The following is an 18271-nucleotide window of genomic DNA, read 5'->3' as shown; positions in this document are numbered from 1 at the left end:
GCGGCGAAAGGCTCGACGACATGGACGCTGCCCACCTGCTGGTCGTGGACGACCACCGCGACATCCGCGATCCCTTGGCCGCCTACCTGCGCCGCCACGACCTGCGGGTGAGCGTGGCGGCCGACGCCGCGGCGGCGCGCACGATCCTCAACACCAGCGCCATCGACCTCGTCGTCCTCGACGTGATGATGCCCGGCGAGGACGGGCTCTCGCTCTGCCGCCACATCCGCGAGGTGCACGACACGCCGGTGATCCTGCTGACTGCGATGGCCGAGCAGACCGACCGGATCGTCGGTCTGGAGATCGGCGCGGACGACTACGTGACGAAGCCCTTCGACCCGCGGGAGCTGCTGGCGCGGGTGAAGAACCTGCTGCGCCGCGCCGCCGCCCTGCCGCGGGAGCGCGCGGAGCCCGGCGCCCGGCGTCTCGCCTTCGACCGCTGGGTCCTCGACGGCGACCGGCGCGAACTCGTCGGCGAGGGCGGCGAGGCGGTGGTGCTCAGCACCGCCGAGTTCCGCCTGCTCGCAGCGCTGGTGCGGCGCCCGCGGGTGGTGCTGTCGCGCGACCAGCTCCTCGACCTGACGAGCGGGCGCACGGCCCAGGCCTTCGATCGCAGCATCGACAACCAGGTCAGCCGGCTGCGGCGCAAGCTCGAGCGCGACCCGGCCCATCCCGAGCTGTTGAAGACGGTGTGGGGCGGCGGCTACGTCTTCGCCGCCGACGTGCGGGAGGTCCGGTGATCCGCCTGGTGCCGCGCTCGCTGGTCTGGCGGCTGGCGCTGCTGCTCGTGCTGGCGGTGGTGGCGGCGCAGGCCGCCGCCTTCGCGATGTTCGCGAGCGAGGCGACCCGCGTCGGGCGGGCCGCGGGACGCACCCAGGTGATCGACCGCATCGCCATCCTCGTGCGACTGCTCGACACGGTGCCGGCGGACGCGGTGCCGGGCACCATCGCGGCCTTCAACTCGCCGCGCCATCACTTCTCGATCGGCCAGGCCAGCCTCGTCCCCGACGGGGCGATGGACGCCGACGAGGCGCGGCTGGCGCACGGCCTCGACCGCAGGCTCCAGGCGGATGCGAGCGAGGCGCGGCTCCTCTTGGTGAAGCGCGACTTGGTCAAACACGACTCGGTCGAGCGCGACGTCGCGGACGCTCCCGGCGCCGAGGAGCGCCGGGCCAAACCGGAGGCGCTCCAGGTCTCGGTGCACCTCGCCGACGGGCGCTGGCTCAACGGCGAGGCGCCGGTCGCGCTGCCGACGCCGCCCTGGATGCGGATCGGCCTGTTCCAGATCGTCGCCAGCGTCGTCGCCGTGCTCGTCGCCGTCGGCCTCGGGCTGCGCGGGGTGGTCGGGCCGGTGACCGCCCTGGCGCAGGCCGCCGAGGAGGCCGGGCGCGGCACCCTGGTCGCGCCCCTGCCGGAGCCGGGGCCGGCGGAGCTGAAGACGATGACGATCGCCTTCAACCGGATGCAGGCGCGGCTCCGGGCCTACGTCGACGACCGCACGCGGATGCTGGCCGCCGTGAGCCACGACCTGCGTACGCCCATCGCCTCGCTGTGGCTGCGCGCCGAGATGGTGGAGGACGAGGCGTTGCGCGCCGGCATGGTGCGCACGCTGGGCGACATGAAGCGGATGGTGGAGGCGACCCTGTCGTTTGCCCGGGACGACGCCGCCTCGCAGGCGAGCGGCCCCCTCGATCTCACTGAGCTTGCCCGCACCCTGGTCTCGGACCACGTGGCGCTCGGCCGCGACGTCACCCTGTCGGCGCCCGAAACCCTGCCCTTCGCAGGGAGGCCCGACGCCCTGCGGCGGGCGCTGGACAACCTCGTCGAGAACGCGGTTCGCTATGGGGCGCGCGCCCGCATCGCCCTCGACCGCGACGGGGCGGACGTGCGCATCCGGGTCGAGGATGACGGGCCGGGCATCCCCGCGGACCGGGTCGAGGCGATGTTCGAGCCCTTCGCCCGCCTCGACGACTCGCGCAACGACGAGACCGGCGGCACCGGGCTCGGGCTGGCCATCGCGCGCTCGGCGATCCGCGCGCATGGCGGCGAGATCCGGCTCGCGACCTTGCCGCAGGGGGGCCTGCGCGCGGAAATCGTCCTGCCGGGCGCGGAGGGCTAAGGTTGGGAGCGGTCAGCCGGCCTCGGGCGTCGCGCGCATAAAACCGAAGTCGCAGCCCTCGTCGGCCTGCTCGACCGTCTCGTAGAGCAGGCGGCTGTATCCGCGGGCGGCCCAGGCCGGGCGCTCGGCCGGCCCGGCCTCCGACCGGCGGCGCTCCAGCTCGGCCGGCTCGACCAGGAGGTCGATCCGCCGGCCCGCCGTGTCGAGGCGGATGCGGTCGCCGGTGCGCACGAGGCCGAGCGGGCCGCCGTCGGCCGATTCCGGCGTGACGTGCAGCACGATCGTGCCGAAGGCGGTGCCGCTCATCCGCGCGTCGGAGATCCGGACCATGTCCTTCACCCCGGTCGCCAGGATCTTCTTCGGGATCGGCAGGTAGCCGGCCTCCGGCATGCCGGGCGCCCCCTTGGGGCCGGCGTTCTGCAGCACGAGCACGTCGTCAGGGCCGACGTCGAGGTCGGGGTCGTCGATCCGTGCGGTCATGTCGGGGATCGAGGCGAACACCACCGCCCGGCCCTCGTGCTGGAGCAGCGCCGGGCTCGCGGCGCTGTGCTTGATCACGGCGCCCCGCGGCGCGAGGTTTCCGCGCAGCACCGCCATCGCGCCCAGCGGCTTGATCGGGTTGTCGCGCGGCCGGATCACGTCCTGGCCCGGCACGTCCTCGGCCGCCGCGACCACGTCGCGGAGCGTCCCGCCGGCCACCGTCCCGGCGTCGAGGTCGATCAGGTCGCCGAGCTGCGCCATCAGCTTCGGGACGCCGCCGGCATGGTGGAAATGCTCCATGTAGTGCTCGCCGGACGGCTTCAGGTCGACGAGCACCGGCACCGCGCGGCCGAGCCGGTCGAAGGCGTCGAGGTCGATGCGGTGCGGCGTGCGGTTGGCGATGGCGGTGAGGTGGATCAGCCCGTTGGTCGAGCCGCCGATCGCCTGGAGCACCACCTGCGCGTTGCGGAACGCGTCCGGCGTCAGCAGCGCGCTCGGGCGCGGACCGCCCGAGACCGCCATCTCGGCGGCGCGCCGGCCGCTGGCCTCGGCGAGGCGGATGCGCTCGGCATGGGGCGCGGGGATCGTCGCCGACATCGGCAGCGACAGGCCCAGGGTCTCGGTGATGCAGGCCATGGTGCTGGCCGTGCCCATCACCATGCAGGTGCCGACGGACGGCGCGAGCCGGCCCTCGACGGCAGCGATCTCGGCCGCGTCGAGCTGGCCGGCGCGGTGCGCGCTCCAGAGCCGGCGGCAATCGGTGCAGGCGCCGAGCACCTCGCCCTTGTGGTGGCCGACGACCATCGGCCCGGTGGGGATCACCACCGTCGGCAGGTCGGCGCTCGCCGCCGCCATGATCTGGGCCGGCAGAGTCTTGTCGCAGCCGCCGATCACGATCACCGCGTCCATCGGCTGGGCGCGGATCATCTCCTCGGTCTCCATCGCCATCAGGTTGCGCAGGAACATCGAGGTCGGGTGCGCGAAGCTCTCGTGAATCGAGATGGTGGGGAACACCATCGGCATCGCGCCGGCCAGCATCACCCCGCGCTTGGCCGCCTCGATCAGCGCCGGCACGTTGCCGTGGCACGGGTTGAAGTCGCTGGCCGTGTCGGTGATGCCGACGATCGGCCGGTCGAGGGCGTCGTCGGAATAGCCCGCCGCCTTGATGAAGGCCTTGCGCAGGAACAGCGAGAACCCGGCATCGCCGTAGCTGGTGAGACCCTTCCGCAGGCCCTTGCTCATCGTCTGCTCCTTCGATCCGGACAAGCGCGCGCCCTATCGCGAACGGGCCACCGTATTCGCACGTTTCGTCATGGCGTCGGACGACGCGCGGGTTCCCCTCTCCCCGCGGGCGGGGAGAGGCCCGCACGGACCTCGTCGTCCGTGCGGGAAGCGAAGGCAACGCCGAAGCGAGGGTGAGGGGGTGCGAACGGATGTGGTTCCTCCGTGGCAGCCCCCTCACCCTCGGCTGCCGCCTCGCTTCGCCGACGACGAGGTCGGCAAAGCCCTCTCCCCCACCGAAGTCGGGCCTGCCCGATTTCGGCAGGTAGGTTCGGATCTCGGGCAAGCCCGAGATCCACGCGGGGCGAGGGGATGCGCGCAAAGCGAACCGCCAGTACCGGCATGCGCGAATCCTGTCGCCCCGCGCACCGTCACGGCCCCCGAGCGCACTTCGGACCCAGGCCGCCGGCGATCGCCCTCAACGCTCCAGCGCGGCCGGGTTCACGAGGTTCCGCGGGCGCTCGCCCGCCAGGATGCGCAGCATCTCCTCGGCGGCGCCCAGGCCCATGGCGCGCAGGCTCGTGGCGGTGGTGCCGGCCACGTGCGGCGTCAGCAGCAGGTTCGGGCAGGCGTGGAGCGGGTGGTCGGGCGCCAGCGGCTGGTGCTCGAACACATCGAGCGCCGCGCCGCCGAGCCGGCCCGCGTTCAGGGCCGCCGCCACCGCGTCGGTGACGACGATCGGCCCGCGGGCGACGTTGATCAGCACCGCGCCCGGGCGCATCCGCCCGATCAGCGCCGCGTCGACCAGCCCCCGCGTCGCATCCGTCAGGGGGCAGGCGATCACCACCGCGTCGCTCTCCGAGAACAGCGTCGCGACGTCCACCGGCTCGACGAGGCCGCCATGGTCCGAGGCGGTCCGCGACGAACCGAGCACGCGCAGGCCGAAGCCGTGGCGGGCGATCCCGGCGACGCGGCGGCCGATCTCGCCCATCCCGAGGATGCCGAGGGTGGAGCCGCCGACCTCGGCGAGGTCGTTGGCGCGGGTCTTGGCCGCGAGCCAGCCGTCCCGGCGCAGGCCGGCATCGAGGTCGGCGAGCCGCCGCCGCAGGGCGAACAGGGCGGAGAAGACGTACTCGGCCACCGCGCCGGTGTTGCTGCCGGGCAGGTTCGCCACGGGAATCCCGCGGGCGGTGGCGGCCTCCAGCGGCACGAAGTCCAGCCCGACCCCGTGGCGGACGATGCCGCGGAGGTTCGGGGCGTGGTCGAGGATGTCGTCGGGCAGCTGCGCGCGCACGATCATCCCGGCGGCGTCGGGGGCGAGCGCCCGCAGCGTCGCCGCGGCGGTGTCGGGGGCGACGACGACGCGGGCATGGGGCGCCAGCATCGCGACCGCGTCGGCGTGGATCGGGTTGGTCAGGAGGACGAGGGGCAAGGGGGCGATGGACGGAGGGGTCAAGGAAGCGCCTTTCTCACCGGGTGCGAACGCGCCGTATGCGGACCTCAGCCGGTGAAGCGCGCCAGCGTCACCGCCGTGTCGCCGTAAGTCCGCCGTTCGAGCTCGGAGAACCCTGGGGGCAGGGCGACGACGGCGCTGGCGACCTCCTCGACCACCACCAGGGCGTCCTGCGTCAGCCAGCCGCCCTCGGCGGCCGCGGTGAGCGCCGCCGGCGCGAGGTCGCGACCGTAGGGCGGATCGCAGAACACCAGGGAGAAGCGCCCAGTGGTACCGGAGGGGCCGAGCTTGGTCGCGTCGCGCCGAAACAGCCGGGTGCGCCCTTCGGCGCCGAACTGCTCGATGTTCTCACGGATCACGCCGCGCGCCTCAGCCCCCTCGTCGACCAGGAGCGCGTAGGCCGCGCCGCGCGACAACGCCTCGAAGCTCAGGGCGCCGGTGCCGGCGAACAGGTCGAGGATGCGGGCGCCCGGCACCGCGTCGTCGTAGGCGTGGGCCAGCACGTTGAACAGGGCCTCGCGAAGGCGGTCCGTGGTCGGGCGGATCGCGTCGGAGCGCGGGGTGGCGAGGCGCCGGCCGCGCCAATCCCCGCCGACGATCCTCACCGCCCGCCGCGGCCGGGCGGACGACCACCACCGGGCCGGCCGCCGAACCCGCCGGATGGCTTCCCGCCGAACCCTCCGGGCTTGCCCCCGAACCCGCCGGGCTTGCTGCCTGCCGGACGACCGGCCCCGCCGCCGGGCCGGCCCTGGCCGCCCTTGAAGCCACCTTCGCTGCGCGGCTTGAAGCTGCCCTCGACGCGGCCCTTGTAGCCGGTCTCGCGCTCACCGCCGGGCTTGCCACCGAACCCGCCGGATGGCTTTCCCCCAAACCCGCCGGACGGCTTGCCCCCAAACCCGCCGGGCTTGCCCCCGAACCCGCCGGATGGCTTGCCGCCGAACCCACCGGAATTGCCCTCGAAACTTCTCGGCTGGCCGGCCGGCTTCTTGCCCTGGTAGCCGCGTCCCTCCGGGCGGGCGCCCTCGGTGCGGCCGCCGTCGCGGCGCTCGCCCTGGTAGCCGCGGGCCTCGCGCGGACGCTCGTTCGCATCCTGCCCGCGGAACCCCGTGCCGCGGTCGCTGCGCGGCGGGCCGCGGTCGGCGCCCTCGTTGAAGCGCGGCGTGTAGGGCCGGTCCGGGCGGGCGCCCGCGTCGCGGTCGTCCCGGCGGCGCTGCGGCTTGGCGCCGTTCTCGTCGCGGGCGTAGCGGCGCTGCGGCGCCGCCTCCTCGGCAGGCGCAGGGCTCGCCGACAGGCGCTCGACCAGCACGCGCCGGTCGCCGGTGTTGATCGCGCCGACGCGCTCGCGCCCGCGGCTCTCCGCGGCGGCGGCCCGCTCGGCCTTCGGGTCGGCGCCGCGGCGCGGCACCTTGGAGGGCCGGAAGCCCTCCGGGTTGTCGGATTCGTCGGCCCGCCAGACCGAACGGCGCGGGCCCGCGCCCATGCCGCCGGTCGGCACGCGGGCCGGCGTCGCCGCACGCATGGGACGCGCGCCGCCGGAGGGCGCACGGCCGCGGGGGGCCTCGTCCCGGCGCGGCCGCTCGGCCTGCGCCTCCTTCTTCGGCGCGCCGAAGGGTGCGATCGGCTCGCGCACCGGGCTCTCGAAGTCGACGCCGGCCTGCGCGGACAGGCCCTTGCCGAGCTGCTCCTTGAGCACCTTGGTCTTGATCTCCTCGGTCAGCCCGACCTCGAGGTCGCCGAGCTGGAACGGCCCGAACGACAGCCGGATCAGCCGGTTCACCGAGAGGCCGAGATGCTCGAGGATGCGCTTGACCTCGCGGTTCTTGCCCTCGCGCAGGCCGAGCGTCAGCCAGACGTTGTCGCCGGTGGCGCGGTCGAGGGTCGCCTCGACCGGCCCGTATTCCATCCCGTCGATGGTCACGCCCTTGCGGAGCTGGTCGAGCTCCATCTGGGTGATGTCGCCGAAGGCGCGGACGCGGTAGCGGCGCAGCCAACCGGTGTCGGGGTGGGCGATCACCTTGGCGAGGCCGCCGTCGTTGGTGAGCAGCAGCAGGCCTTCGGTGTTGATGTCGAGGCGGCCGATCGCGACGACGCGCGGCATCTCCTCGGGCATCACCTCGAACACGGTCTGGCGGCCTTCCGGGTCGCGGGCCGTGGTGACGAGGCCCCGCGGCTTGTGGAAGATCCAGAGCCGGGTGCGCTCGCGCGTCGGCAGCGGCTCGCCGTCGACGGTGATGGCGTCCGAATCGGTGACGTTGATCGCCGGCGTGTCGAGGACGCGGCCGTTCAGGGTGATGCGGCCTTCGGCGATCATCGCCTCGACGTCGCGGCGCGAGGCGATGCCGGCCCGCGCGATCGCCTTGGCGATGCGCTCGCCCTCGTAGGTCTCGGGCGCGGCAGGTTCTGCCTTCGCGGCGGTCTCGGCCTTCGGAGCGGCCTCGACGGCGACCGTCTCCGGCGCGTCGTCGAAGTCCGCGTCCGCATGGGTTTCGACGGGAGCCGAATCGACGGGAGACATGGCGGCGGGGGCCAGGTCGATGGGAGCCGAATCGACAGGAGCCAAGTCGGCGGGGGCCGCGTCGACCGAGGCTGGGTCGAGGGAGGCCGGATCGGCCGGCGCCGGCACGGCCGCAGCCGGGCGGCGACGCAATGGGGCGTCGCCGCCGCGCTCCTTCGGGGCCTTGGCGGCCTTCGTCGGCGCCTTGGCCGACTCCTTGGCCGCATCCTTCGTCGCGTCCTTGGCCGGACGCTCGTTGGCGTGGCGGTCCTTCGGCCGGGCGCGGGCCACGCGCTCGCGCGGCGCCTCGTCGTCGGCGGAGCGGACGTTGGCGTCGGTGGCCGGGCTCCAAGGCTCCGGTGACGAAGCCGCCGGGCTCGAAGCCTCTTGGCTCGAAGGCTCTTGGCTCGAAGGCTCGTGCGAGGCGGGTTCCTGCTGCGAGGCCTTGTCCCGCGCGGCGGCCGTGCGGCGTGCGGGCCGTGCCTTCGCCGGAGTCTCGGGGGCCTGCGTGGTGTCGGTCCCGCGAACGGGCTCGTCCGCGGAGGGGGTGGTCGGATTGTCGCTCATCGCCAAGCCCATAACAGAGCCGGCTCCGCCACGCGAGACGGATCGTCGCCAGGGCACGGCGATCACTTGAAGCCGCGTTCGGCGGCTTCAGGGCGCAAAGAGCGCCCCGCGGAGCGAAAGCCTGAGCCCGCGAAGGCGGGCGCCGGCGATTGAGGCCGAAGACAATCAGGGCCAGCGCTGTCGAGCGATGGCCTTGTCGCTCAGGGGCGGCCCGCGAGGAGGCCGAGCCCGAAGCCGACGAAGATCGCGCCGGTGGCACGGTCGAACAGGCGCCGGAGGGCGGGCCTGGCGAGATGGCGCGCGAGGTGCCGGCCGCCGAGCGCGTAGGCCGCGTACCAGAAGCCTTCCGCGGCGGCGAAGGTCGCGACCAGGATCGCGAGCTGCAGCCCCTGGTCGACGGTGGGATCGATGAATTGCGGCAGGAACGCCGCCGCGAACAGCAGCAGCTTCGGGTTGCTCACGCCGATCAGGAAGCCGCCCCGGAACAGGCGGGCGGCCGACGGCGCCACCGGGTCCGCGCCGACCTCGACCGCGCCGCCGACTCCGCGCCAGGCCTGGATCCCGAGGAGGATCAGGTATGCGACGCCGGCATAGCGCAGCCACGCGAACAGGTTCGGCGAGGCGGCCAGCACCGCCCCGAGCCCCGTCGCCGAGGCGCAGAGCACCAGCACCACGGCCGAAAGGCACCCGGCCATGGCGAACAGGCTGGCACCGAACCCGAAGCGGAGGCTGCGCGTCATCACGTGCAGCATGTTCGGGCCAGGCGTGCCGGACAGCAGGAAGACGGCGCCGAGGAAGAGCGCCCAGGTGTGGGGATTCATGGGTAGGGGGCCATTGGGGACGATCGCGGTGGCGCGACCGCGATCCTAAGGCTTGGCGCAGCGCAACGCACCCCCGAACGCGAAAGGGGCGGTCCTTGTCAGACCACCCCTCTCACGACGCAGAACAAATCCGGCCCGTCAGAGCCTCGGCGCACGCCCGCGCATCACGCCGAACACGGCGGAGATCAAGAATAGGGCGATGGCCACGAAGAACACGATCTTGGCCGCCGCCATCGCCGTCCCGGCGATGCCGCCGAAACCGAGGAGCGCCGCGACCAACGCGACCACGAGAAAGGTGATGGCCCAACCGATCATGCAGACCTCCTCAAAACGAATTCTTCAATGCAAGGCTGATGGGGCCCCGACCCGGACCCGATCTCCGGGTCCGGGTCGGGACAATTGCATCCGCGGCTCGCTTACTTCTGTCGCTTACTTGCCGACGGCAGACTTCACGTCGCCCTTGACGCCTTCGGCCTTGCCCTTGGCCTCCTGCGCAACGCCGTCGGCCTTCAGGTTCGCGTTGTCGGTCGCGTTGCCGATGCCCTGCTTGGCCTTGCCGATCGCCTCGTTGGCCGCGCCCTTGATCTTGTCGGTGGTGCTGCTCATCGCCGGCTCCTCGTCCTGAATGCGGCCTTGCCGCGCTGGGGGAGAAACGGCGGAAGGCGGATTAATGTTCCGCCGATTAACATTGACCTGTGTTGGGGGCGGCGGCGCGCTTCCCGGCGGCGGCGGCGACCGCTAGGAACGTCGTCGTGCCCGACTCGATCCCTCCCGCGAAAACGCGCCTCGCCGCGAACACGACGTCGTTCGCCGGCCGGCCGGGCGAGACGCCGTTCGACCTCGCCTTCGCGGCGGCGCGCCGTGCGGCGGAGGCCGGCGAGGTGCCGGTCGGCGCGGTGGTCGTGCGCGACGACGTGGTGCTCGCGGTGGCGCACAACCGGCCCCGCGCGCTGCGCGATCCGACGGCGCATGCCGAGATCCTGGCCATCCGCACCGCCTGCGCCGCGCTGGGCGACGAAAGGCTGTCGGGCTGCGACCTCTACGTCACCCTGGAGCCGTGCCCGATGTGCGCGGGCGCGATCGGCTTCGCGCGGATCCGGCGGCTCTATTACGGGGCGGCCGACCCCAAGGGCGGCGGTGTCGAGAACGGTGCGCGCGTGTTCAACCAGCCGACCTGCCACCACGCGCCGGACGTGTATGGGGGCTTTCGCGAGGACGAGGCGGCGCAGATGCTGCGCAACTTCTTCCGCGCGCGGCGCGACTGATCCATCGCGCGGCGCGAACCGCCCCGCGTGCCCGACGTTGCCGGCTCGCACAGCCCGGAGGCCGCATCCATGACGCCGACCTATTATCGCGCCCTGATCGTCGGGGCCGGCTCGGGCTTGAGTGCGGCGCTCGCCCGGCAACTCGCCGCCGACGGGCTGCGGGTCGGCCTGGCGGCGCGCAACGTCGAAAAACTCGACGCGCTGGCCCGCGAGACCGGTGCGTCGGTCCACGCCTGCGACGCGAGTCGGCCGGCCGAGGTCGAGGCGCTGTTCGCCGCGATCGAGCCGGCGCTCGGCGGAGCGCCGGACGTGGTGGTCTACAACGCCAGCGGACGCGTGCGCGGCGGCATCGCCGAGCTCGATCCGGAAGCCGCCGCGCAGGCGCTCGCGGTCTCGGCCTTCGGCGGCTTCCTGGTGGCGCAGGCCGCCGCCAAGCGGATGCTGCCCGCCCGCCACGGCGCCATCCTGCTCACCGGGGCCTCGGCGAGCGTGAAGGGATTCGCCGGCTCCTCGGCCTTCGCGATGGGCAAATTCGCCCTGCGCGGCCTGGCCCAGAGCCTCGCGCGCGAATTGCAGCCGCAGGGCATCCACGTCGCGCACTTCGTCATCGATGGCGCGATCCGGAATCCGGCCCGCGCGCCCGAGGCGCCGGACGCGCCCGACAGCCACCTCGACCCGGAGGCCATCGCCCGCAGCTACCGCGACGTGCTGCGCCAGGACCGCAGCGCCTGGACCCAGGAGCTGGAGCTGCGCCCCTGGGTCGAGCGGTACTGAGAGGCGATGGGTTCTGAGGGGGTGGCTCCGCGCGGACCGGTGATCAGGCCGGGTCGGGCCGGGCGGCGATCGCCTCGATCTCGACGAGGTAGCCGTGATGCAGGCCCGGCACCGGCACCACCGCGCGGGCGGGGCGGGCCTCGCCGAACGCCTCGGCATAGATCCGGTCGAAGGCCGGCCAGTTCTCGACTCCGACGAGGTAGGCGGTGACCTTGAGCACGCGCTCCGGCCCGCATCCGGCCTCGCCGAGGATGGCGAGCACGTTGGCGAGCGCCTGCCGCGCCTGCTCCTCGAACGGGCGATCGAAGGTGTGGCTGCCGTCGGGGCGAGGCCCGAGCTGGCCCGAGACGAAGACGAGGTCGCGCCACGCGGTGGCTTGCGCGTAATGGCCGGCGGGCTCCGGTACAGCCTTCGTCGCGATGCGTTCGATCGGATGCGTCTTGGCGATTGGATGCGTCTTGGCGATTGGATGCGTCATGGAAAAGGTCACCAGCCGGCGATGCGGGGCCACGTGGCCGAGACGCGCCCGGACGCGTCGAGCACGTGGTAGCAGGCGTACTGCGCCGCCGTGGCGCAGGCATGGTTGGGCAGGATGCGCAGGCGTGCGCCCAAGGCAAGCTCCGGCAGCGCCGCCCTCGACCCGGGGCGGAGGGCGACGATGCCGTGCTCCTGGTTGGCGTCGCGCACGATCAGGTCCGGGTAGGGGCGCCCCGCGGGATCGCAGACGATGCCGTAGCCCTGGTCCACGGCCTGGCGCGCGGTGCCGCGGTCGCGCGACAGGGCCATCCATCCGGCATCCACGATGATCCAACCCTTGGCCGCCTGGTGGCCGATCACGGTGGCGAGCACCGACAGGGCGATGTCGTCGGCGCCGCAACTGCCGACGCCCGCCTGGAACAGGTCGCCGAACATGAACACGCCGGCCCGCACCTCGGTGACGCCGTCGAGATCCCCGGCGAACCGCGCGGTCGGCGTCGAGCCGACGCTGACCACGGGGCAGGGGAGGCCGGCCGCGCGCAGGTGCCCGGCCGCCGCGACGGCCGCCGCGCGCTCGGCCTCGGCCGCCGCCGCGATTCGCTCGGGGTCGTCGAGGCCGTAGCTGTCGCCGGCATGCAGCAGCACCCCGCGCAGCTCGGCGCCGCCGTCGACGAGGATGCGGCCGATGGCGACGAGCGTGCCGGCGTCGTCCGGGGCGACGCCGGAGCGGTGCCCGTCGGCGTCGACCTCGATGAGGCAGGGCAGGGAGGCGCAGGAGGGGGCGCAGGAGGGATCGCGGTTGGCCGCCACCCAGGCCGCGACGGCCTCGGCCTGCGCGACGCTGTCGAGGATGATCGCAAGGTCGGCCCCGAATTGCCGGCGGATGCCGCCGACCCGGTCGAGCTTCTGCGGCGCGATGCCGACGCCGTAGGTCAGGTCGGTGACGCCGCCCTCGGCGAAGTAGGCGGCCTCGCGGAGCGTCGAGACCATGGCCGGACCGTGCGGGCCGGTCATCGCGCGCCGCGCGACGGCGAGCGACTTCGCGGTCTTGAGGTGAGGCCGGAACGCGACGCCGAGGCCGGAAAGCCGCTCGCGCATCCGCGCGACGTTGGCGGTCAGGCGCGCCTCGTCGAGGAGCAGGCAGGGGGTGTCGAGGGCGGCGAGCGAATCCGCGGCGACGTCGGCGACGGCCATCGCACTCTCCCTTTCCGGTTGCATCGAGCGCCTTCTAGGCAGAGGCCGGGCGCGGGGCTAGGTCTACGCGAAGACGGCGCCCATGAACGCGGCCGAAGTTCGGAGAAACGCCATGACCGACGCGAACGCCGTCATCCTCCGCGACTTCGGCGGCCCCGAGGCGATGCGGCTCGAGCCGGTCCAGCTGCCGCCGCCGGGGCCGGGCAGCGTGCTGCTGCGCCAGACCGCGATCGGCTTCAACTTCATCGACGTCTACCAGCGCAAGGGCGCCTACCCGCTGCCGCTGCCGACCGGGCTCGGCCACGAGGCCGCCGGGCGGATCGAGGCGCTGGGCGAGGGCGTCGCGGGCTTCCGGGTCGGCGACCGGGTCGCGACCATGAACGCCGGCCTCGGCGCCTACGCCGACCGGCGGATCGTGCCGGCCGACAAGCTGGTGGCCATCCCCGACGCCGTCTCGGACGATGACGCCGCCGCCCTGCTGTTCAAGGGGATGACCGCGCAGTACCTGCTCCGGCGCACCCACGCGGTGCAGCCGGGCGAGATGGTGCTGGTCCACGCAGCCGCCGGCGGCGTCGGGCAGATCCTGTGCCGCTGGGCGAAGGCGCTCGGCGCCGTCGTCGTCGGCACCGCCGGCTCGGCGGAGAAGTGCGCGGTGGCGCGCGAGACCGGCTGCGACGTGGCGATCGACTATTCGCAAGCGGGCTGGCCCGAGGCTTTGCTCGCCGCCACCGGCGGGCGCAAGGCGCGGGTCGTCTACGATTCGGTCGGCCGCGACACCTTCCTGCACTCCCTCGACCTCGCCGCGCCCTTCGGCCTCGTGGTGCTCTACGGCGCCGCCTCCGGCCCGGCGCCGGCGATCGAGCCGGAACTCCTGAACAAGAAGGGCTGCCTGTTCCTCACCCGCCCCTCGGTCTTCCCGCACAACGCCGACGCCACGACCCTGCGGGCCAACGCCGCCGAAGTTTTTGCCGCCATCGCCTCCGGGGCGATCGTCTCGCGCATCGGGGCGCGGTTCCCCTTGGCGGACGTCGCCGAGGCGCATCGCGCGGCGGAGGCGCGGGCGACGACGGGGGCGATCCTGCTGGTCCCGTGAGACGCTTCAGGTCGCCCGCACCACGACCTCGACGAGGTTCGGCCCGCCCGAGGCGATCCCGGCCTCGATCGCCGCCGCGATGTCGCCCGCCCGGGTCACGCGCCGCGCCGGCACCCCCATCGAGGCGGCGAGCGCCGGGAAGTCGATCCGCGGGTCGGTGAGGTCCATGGCGATGAAGCGGTTGGCGCGCGCCGAGGCGTAGTGCGTCTGCGACTTCATGTAGTTCTTCAGGATGTTGTACTCGGCGTTGTTGATGACGACGAACGTCACCGGCAAATTCTCGTGCGCGGCGGTCCACAGGGCCTGGGGCGAGTACATCGCCGCCCCGTCGCCGACGACGCAGACCACCGGCGCGCGGTCGAGGCCGAGCGAGGTGCCGACCGAGGCCGGCATGCCCCAGCCGAGCACGCCGCCGCGCATCGAGGCGTATTGGTGCGTCCGCTCGCTGTGCAGGAAGGTGCGCAGGTGCGCCATCGTCGCCGGCGCCTCATCGACGATGGCGGTGTCGGCCCCCACCGCGCGGGCGATCTCGCGGGCCGCCACCAGCGGCGCGATCACCGGGTCGGCGAAGGCGGCGTCGGCCGCTTCCATCAGTCTTTCGCGTCGGACGGCGTAGTTCCGGGCGGCCGCGACCCGCAGGGCGGCGTAGGCGTCGGCGCGGCCAGCGAGGCGCGGCTTCAGAAGCGGCAGCAGCGCGTCGAGGGAGGCGCGGACGTCGCCGACCATCGACAGCGTGGTCTCGTAGGTGCGCCCGAGGTCGCGCACGTCCGCCGAGAGCTGGAACACCTGCGTGCCGGCCGGCACCGCCGAGCCCTCGGTGTAGAGCACGGTGATCAGCGACTTGCCGCCGAGGGCGAACACAGCGTCGTAGGCGCCGAGGATCTTCGCGATCTCGGTCGCCTTGGTCGGCAGGCTCCCGGCCCAGAGCGGGTGGGCGGTGGGGAAGGGGATGTGGGCCGGCCAGGACGAGCCGTAGACCGGCGCGCCGAGGAGGTCGGCGAGCGCCACGGCCTGGCTGGACGCGTCGCTGGCGTCGATCTCGTCCCCGGCGATGAGGGCGAGGCGCCCCGGCGCCACCGCGGCGAGATGGTCGGCCAGCCGGTCCAGCGAGCCCGCCACGGCGCAGCGGTCGATGGTCGAGACGCCGCCGGCGGGCGCCTGGGTCATCGCCTCCATCACGTCCATCGGCAGCGACAGGAAAACCGGGCCGGAGGGGGCGGCCGAGCAATCGTGGAAGGCGCGCCGCAGCAGGGTCGGCAGCTGGTCGGCGTTCGTCACCTCGCGCGCCCACTTCACGGCGGGGGTGGCGAGGCTGACGAGGTCGCCGAACAGCAGCGGGTCGGTGATCGCGTGCCGCGAATCCTGCTGGCCGGCCGTCACCACCAGCGGCGTGCCGGAGACGTGGGCGTTGATCAGGTTGCCGAAGCCGTGGCCGAGGCCGCCGGCGGTGTGGAGGTTGAGGAAGGCGGGCCGACGCGCGGCGTGCGCGTAGCCGTCGGCCATCGCCACCGCGCTCGCCTCCTGCAACGCCAGCACGTAGGCGATGTCGGGGGTGTCGGTGAGCGCATCGATCAGCGGCAGCTCGGTGGTGCCGGGATTGCCGAAGATGTAGCGCACGCCCTCGGAGCGCAGCACCTCGAGCAGCACCATCGCCCCGCGGCGGCTGCCCAGAGACTCCACATTGGTGATCGCCATCGCCGTCCCCTCCGTCGCGCCACCGAGGCTACGCCAACGGTGGGACGGGGCAACCGCGCGGCGCGCGTCGGACGGCCGAGTCCGCGTTATACCAGACCTCGATGAGCCCGACTCATCGAGGTCTCGCCCCCGCGACTGCGGGGCGGCGGCAATCCGCCGGACGTCATGGGTCCTGACCCATGAGACTTAGTATTACACGGCCGAGTTCGCGTCACACGGCCAAGCCCGCTTCACACCGCCAAGTGGGCCACGACCACCGAGGCTGCGCGCATCGCCCCGCGCGAGGCGTCGGTCGCGTAGCGGATCGCGTGGCGCGCGACGCGGTTGCGCACCCGGCGGGCCGCCCAGGGCAGGGTCGTCTCGGTGGCCAGCGCGCGGGCGTAGAGGCTGGATTCCAGGCTCGCGGCGTCGCAGGCGACCTTGACCGGGTCGGCATAGAACGCGGCGACCTTGTCGGCGCCCATCCCCGGCGTCGCGAGCCAGCCCGGCAGGTGCGCCTCGGCGAGCTGGCGCACGTCGGTCAGCACCTTGCCGATCCCGGTGCCGGGAATCGGGCAGGCGGTCTGGAACGCGTCGCCGACGAGGACGAGCCCGTCGCGCACGTGGCCTTCGGCCCGCATCAGGTCGATCGGGCGAACCTCGACCGCGCCCGCGATCGCGAGGTCCGGGCAATGGGCGGCGAGCCCCGGCATCAGCGTGCGCAGGGCGCCCTCCGGGTCGGCGCGGAGCGCCTTCGTCCAGGGGGCGTTCGGCTGGTGGTAGCAGAACAGGTTCGCCCGCATGGTCTCGCCGAGGGGGAACAGCGTGAGGTAGGCGTCGCCGCCGCCGAAGCGCTCGGAGAAGTAGGTCATCGCCGGGAACGGGAAGGCGGAACGCGGCGCGGCCATGTCGAAGCCCGCGGCCAGGGAGTGTCGCTCGCCGATCACGCGCCGTGAGATCCCGGCCTTGCGGCGCAGCACGTCGCCGAGGCCGGTGGCCAGCACGACGAGCCGGCCTTCGAACCGGCGCCCGTCGGCGAGCGTGACAACCTGCCGGTCCGGGCCGAGGTCGAGGTCGGCGACCCGGCCGACGGTGAGCAGCCCGGCGGGCAGGGCGGCGCGCAGGGCGTTGATCAGGTCGGGATAGGCGGCGCCGTATTCGGTGGTCCGCTCCCAGTGGGCGAGGCGGCCGAAGCGGACGACCCGGACGGAATCGGTCCGGGTCGTGCAGCCGCGGGTGGCGTCGCCGAAGCCGAGCGCCTCGAACAGCGTCATCTGCGCCGAGCCGTACTTCTCCGCACGGAAATCGTGCGGGTGGACGGCGTGGGCGTCGATCAGCGCCACGCTGCGGCCCTGGCTGGCGAGGCGGCCGGCGAGGCAGGTTCCGGCCAGGCCGGCGCCGATCACCACGACGTCGAAGCAGTCTGTTTGAGCAGGCATCATCGAAGACATCCGTCTGGCAGCCAGCGTCTTCGCGACGCCCGCACGGTAGAGATGGCAGACTCCATCCCGAAAAAAGGTCTTTGCGTAGTCCTCCGCGATCAACGAAACGTGCACGGTCTGAAAAATTCGGAAACATTCTACCCTAGGTAGAATGTATTCATTATCTCGAACAATGAGAGCTTGTGACCTACGCTCGGTTCTCACCACCATCGCGCAAGTGCCTGACGAAGTCCTGCGCGAAGGCCGGAAGTCCCTCGAAGCTGCGGAGGCACAGGGTCAAGGCGCGGGTCGCCCAGGGCTCGACCAGCGGCACGACGGCGATGTCGAGGCCGCGCGCCACCCGCCGGGCCATGCTCTCGGGCACGATGCCGACCCCGACGCGGGCTTCGACGAGGCGGCAGACGGCGTCGAAGCCCCGCAGCTGCACCCGCAGGCGCATCGGGCGCCCGACGCGGGCCGCCTTGTCGGCGAGGAAGCGCGTGAGCGCGCTCGCCCGGTCGAGGCCGACGAGGTCGTACGCCAGGACCTCGCCGAAGGAGACGGTCTCGCGCTCGGCCAGGGCGTGGCCGCGGGCCGCCACGAGCACGAACCGGTCCTTCCGGAACGGAAACGTCTGCAGGGTGCCGGTGTCGACCGTGCCCGACAGGATGCCGAGGTCGGCCTGCCCGTCGGCGACGAGGCCGACGATCTCGTCCGAGGTGTGCTCGTCGATCTCGACGCTGACGCCGGGGTTCCTTGTCAGGTAGGCGGCGAGCGCATCGGGCAGGAATTCGGTGAGCGCGTTGGTGTTGGCCAGGACCCGGATCTGCCCGACGGTGCCGCCGGAATAGGCCGAGAGCTCGCCCTGCATCCGCTCGATGCCGGCGATCAGCCCGCGGGCATGGGCCAGCAGCGTCCGCCCGGCCGGGGTCGGGACCACACCGAGGCGGCTGCGGGTGAGGAGGGCCGCGCCGAGCGAGGTCTCCATCGCCCGGATGCGCGTCGAGGCGGCGGCGAGCGCGAGGTTCGCCCGCGCAGCCCCGTGGGTGATCGAGCCGGCCTCGACCACGTGACGGAAGAGGGTGAGGTCGGGCAGGTCGAAGCGCATCATCGCAGGACGCCTCCTTGTTCGCCGGGCGCGAAGCCGCCCTGTGCGAATCCCTGGGCCGAGCCTGCGCGACGGGCGACCGCGGTCCACATCCTTCGCCGTTCGCGAAG

Annotated in this window: 17 protein-coding genes; 5 read left to right on the top strand and 12 right to left on the bottom strand. The window is 73.2% G+C overall.

Annotated elements, in window-relative coordinates; all coding sequences use genetic code 11:
• The first annotated feature begins 20 nt into the window (after nt 1–20).
• Nucleotides 21–740, top strand: a complete 720-nt coding sequence (locus FV234_RS10195; protein WP_147829072.1) for a response regulator — start codon at nt 21–23, stop codon at nt 738–740.
• Nucleotides 737–2119, top strand: coding sequence for an ATP-binding protein (locus FV234_RS10190; protein ID WP_147829070.1), 1383 nt, complete (start codon nt 737–739; stop codon nt 2117–2119). The genes FV234_RS10195 and FV234_RS10190 overlap by 4 nt, the downstream gene beginning before the upstream one ends.
• A gap of 12 nt (nt 2120–2131) precedes the next feature.
• On the opposite strand, the gene FV234_RS10185 is transcribed toward FV234_RS10190, so the two are convergent.
• The 7 genes from FV234_RS10185 to FV234_RS10155 all read right to left on the bottom strand — a co-directional run bounded on the left by FV234_RS10185 (nt 2132) and on the right by FV234_RS10155 (nt 9761).
• Nucleotides 2132–3841 carry an IlvD/Edd family dehydratase gene (locus tag FV234_RS10185; RefSeq protein ID WP_147829068.1) on the bottom strand — a complete coding sequence of 570 codons (1710 nt, stop codon included), beginning with the start codon at nt 3839–3841 and terminating at the stop codon, nt 2132–2134.
• Between the two features lie 457 nt (nt 3842–4298).
• Nucleotides 4299–5276: an NAD(P)-dependent oxidoreductase gene (locus FV234_RS10180; RefSeq protein WP_238272510.1), complete on the bottom strand. Its 978-nt coding sequence runs from the start codon at nt 5274–5276 to the stop codon at nt 4299–4301.
• A gap of 44 nt (nt 5277–5320) precedes the next feature.
• On the bottom strand, nt 5321–5878 hold the full coding sequence (gene rsmD, locus FV234_RS10175; RefSeq protein ID WP_147754310.1) for a 16S rRNA (guanine(966)-N(2))-methyltransferase RsmD: 558 nt from the start codon (nt 5876–5878) through the stop codon (nt 5321–5323).
• A complete protein-coding gene (locus FV234_RS10170) occupies nt 5875–8334 on the bottom strand; it encodes a pseudouridine synthase (RefSeq protein ID WP_246686161.1) in 2460 nt (819 codons plus the stop codon). Before FV234_RS10170 ends, rsmD begins: the two co-directional genes overlap by 4 nt.
• A 200-nt stretch (nt 8335–8534) precedes the next feature.
• Nucleotides 8535–9155, bottom strand: coding sequence for a LysE family translocator (locus FV234_RS10165; protein ID WP_147829066.1), 621 nt, complete (start codon nt 9153–9155; stop codon nt 8535–8537).
• A gap of 138 nt (nt 9156–9293) precedes the next feature.
• Nucleotides 9294–9470, bottom strand: a complete 177-nt coding sequence (locus FV234_RS10160) for a DUF1328 domain-containing protein (protein WP_147754530.1) — start codon at nt 9468–9470, stop codon at nt 9294–9296.
• A gap of 114 nt (nt 9471–9584) precedes the next feature.
• On the bottom strand, nt 9585–9761 hold the full coding sequence (locus tag FV234_RS10155) for a CsbD family protein (protein WP_147762876.1): 177 nt from the start codon (nt 9759–9761) through the stop codon (nt 9585–9587).
• A 146-nt stretch (nt 9762–9907) separates the two neighbouring features.
• On the opposite strand from FV234_RS10155, the gene FV234_RS10150 reads away from it, so the two are divergent.
• Together FV234_RS10150 and FV234_RS10145 are read left to right on the top strand one after the other, a co-directional pair.
• Nucleotides 9908–10420: a nucleoside deaminase gene (locus tag FV234_RS10150; RefSeq protein ID WP_281407954.1), complete on the top strand. Its 513-nt coding sequence runs from the start codon at nt 9908–9910 to the stop codon at nt 10418–10420.
• Nucleotides 10421–10489: 69 nt separating this feature from the next.
• On the top strand, nt 10490–11194 hold the full coding sequence (locus tag FV234_RS10145; protein WP_147829064.1) for an SDR family NAD(P)-dependent oxidoreductase: 705 nt from the start codon (nt 10490–10492) through the stop codon (nt 11192–11194).
• A 43-nt stretch (nt 11195–11237) separates the two neighbouring features.
• On the opposite strand, the gene FV234_RS10140 is transcribed toward FV234_RS10145, so the two are convergent.
• Nucleotides 11238–11672 (bottom strand): RidA family protein, encoded by a 435-nt coding sequence (locus tag FV234_RS10140; protein ID WP_147754534.1) that lies wholly within the window; start codon nt 11670–11672, stop codon nt 11238–11240.
• Between the two features lie 8 nt (nt 11673–11680).
• Nucleotides 11681–12865 carry an alanine racemase gene (locus FV234_RS10135; protein ID WP_147829063.1) on the bottom strand — a complete coding sequence of 395 codons (1185 nt, stop codon included), beginning with the start codon at nt 12863–12865 and terminating at the stop codon, nt 11681–11683.
• Between the two features lie 112 nt (nt 12866–12977).
• Here FV234_RS10135 and FV234_RS10130 point away from each other — a divergent pair, with 112 nt between their 5' ends.
• Nucleotides 12978–13958 (top strand): quinone oxidoreductase, encoded by a 981-nt coding sequence (locus FV234_RS10130; RefSeq protein WP_147829061.1) that lies wholly within the window; start codon nt 12978–12980, stop codon nt 13956–13958.
• Between the two features lie 6 nt (nt 13959–13964).
• On the opposite strand, the gene FV234_RS10125 is transcribed toward FV234_RS10130, so the two are convergent.
• The 3 genes from FV234_RS10125 to FV234_RS10115 form a co-directional block, all read right to left on the bottom strand.
• Nucleotides 13965–15653: a thiamine pyrophosphate-binding protein gene (locus FV234_RS10125; RefSeq protein WP_147762882.1), complete on the bottom strand. Its 1689-nt coding sequence runs from the start codon at nt 15651–15653 to the stop codon at nt 13965–13967.
• Nucleotides 15654–15883: 230 nt separating this feature from the next.
• Entirely contained in the window at nt 15884–17071 is a 1188-nt protein-coding gene (locus FV234_RS10120) for an NAD(P)/FAD-dependent oxidoreductase (protein ID WP_246686160.1), read from the bottom strand.
• 190 nt (nt 17072–17261) lie between these two features.
• Nucleotides 17262–18161, bottom strand: a complete 900-nt coding sequence (locus tag FV234_RS10115; protein WP_147829104.1) for a LysR substrate-binding domain-containing protein — start codon at nt 18159–18161, stop codon at nt 17262–17264.
• Nucleotides 18162–18271: the final 110 nt, after the last annotated feature.

The organism is Methylobacterium sp. WL8, from assembly GCF_008040045.1.
Taxonomy (GTDB): domain Bacteria; phylum Pseudomonadota; class Alphaproteobacteria; order Rhizobiales; family Beijerinckiaceae; genus Methylobacterium; species Methylobacterium cerastii.
This window is presented reverse-complemented; position numbering and strand designations above follow the sequence as displayed.

Coding starts and splice junctions, on each gene's coding strand:
- FV234_RS10195 (WP_147829072.1), top strand. CDS start 21: ATGGACGCTGCCCACCTGCTGGTCGTGGACGACCACCGCGACATCCGC.
- FV234_RS10185 (WP_147829068.1), bottom strand. CDS start 3,841: ATGAGCAAGGGCCTGCGGAAGGGTCTCACCAGCTACGGCGATGCCGGG.
- FV234_RS10170 (WP_246686161.1), bottom strand. CDS start 8,334: ATGAGCGACAATCCGACCACCCCCTCCGCGGACGAGCCCGTTCGCGGG.
- FV234_RS10165 (WP_147829066.1), bottom strand. CDS start 9,155: ATGAATCCCCACACCTGGGCGCTCTTCCTCGGCGCCGTCTTCCTGCTG.
- FV234_RS10160 (WP_147754530.1), bottom strand. CDS start 9,470: ATGATCGGTTGGGCCATCACCTTTCTCGTGGTCGCGTTGGTCGCGGCG.
- FV234_RS10155 (WP_147762876.1), bottom strand. CDS start 9,761: ATGAGCAGCACCACCGACAAGATCAAGGGCGCGGCCAACGAGGCGATC.
- FV234_RS10145 (WP_147829064.1), top strand. CDS start 10,490: ATGACGCCGACCTATTATCGCGCCCTGATCGTCGGGGCCGGCTCGGGC.
- FV234_RS10140 (WP_147754534.1), bottom strand. CDS start 11,672: ATGACGCATCCAATCGCCAAGACGCATCCAATCGCCAAGACGCATCCG.
- FV234_RS10135 (WP_147829063.1), bottom strand. CDS start 12,865: ATGGCCGTCGCCGACGTCGCCGCGGATTCGCTCGCCGCCCTCGACACC.
- FV234_RS10130 (WP_147829061.1), top strand. CDS start 12,978: ATGACCGACGCGAACGCCGTCATCCTCCGCGACTTCGGCGGCCCCGAG.
- FV234_RS10125 (WP_147762882.1), bottom strand. CDS start 15,653: ATGGCGATCACCAATGTGGAGTCTCTGGGCAGCCGCCGCGGGGCGATG.
- FV234_RS10120 (WP_246686160.1), bottom strand. CDS start 17,071: ATGCCTGCTCAAACAGACTGCTTCGACGTCGTGGTGATCGGCGCCGGC.
- FV234_RS10115 (WP_147829104.1), bottom strand. CDS start 18,161: ATGCGCTTCGACCTGCCCGACCTCACCCTCTTCCGTCACGTGGTCGAG.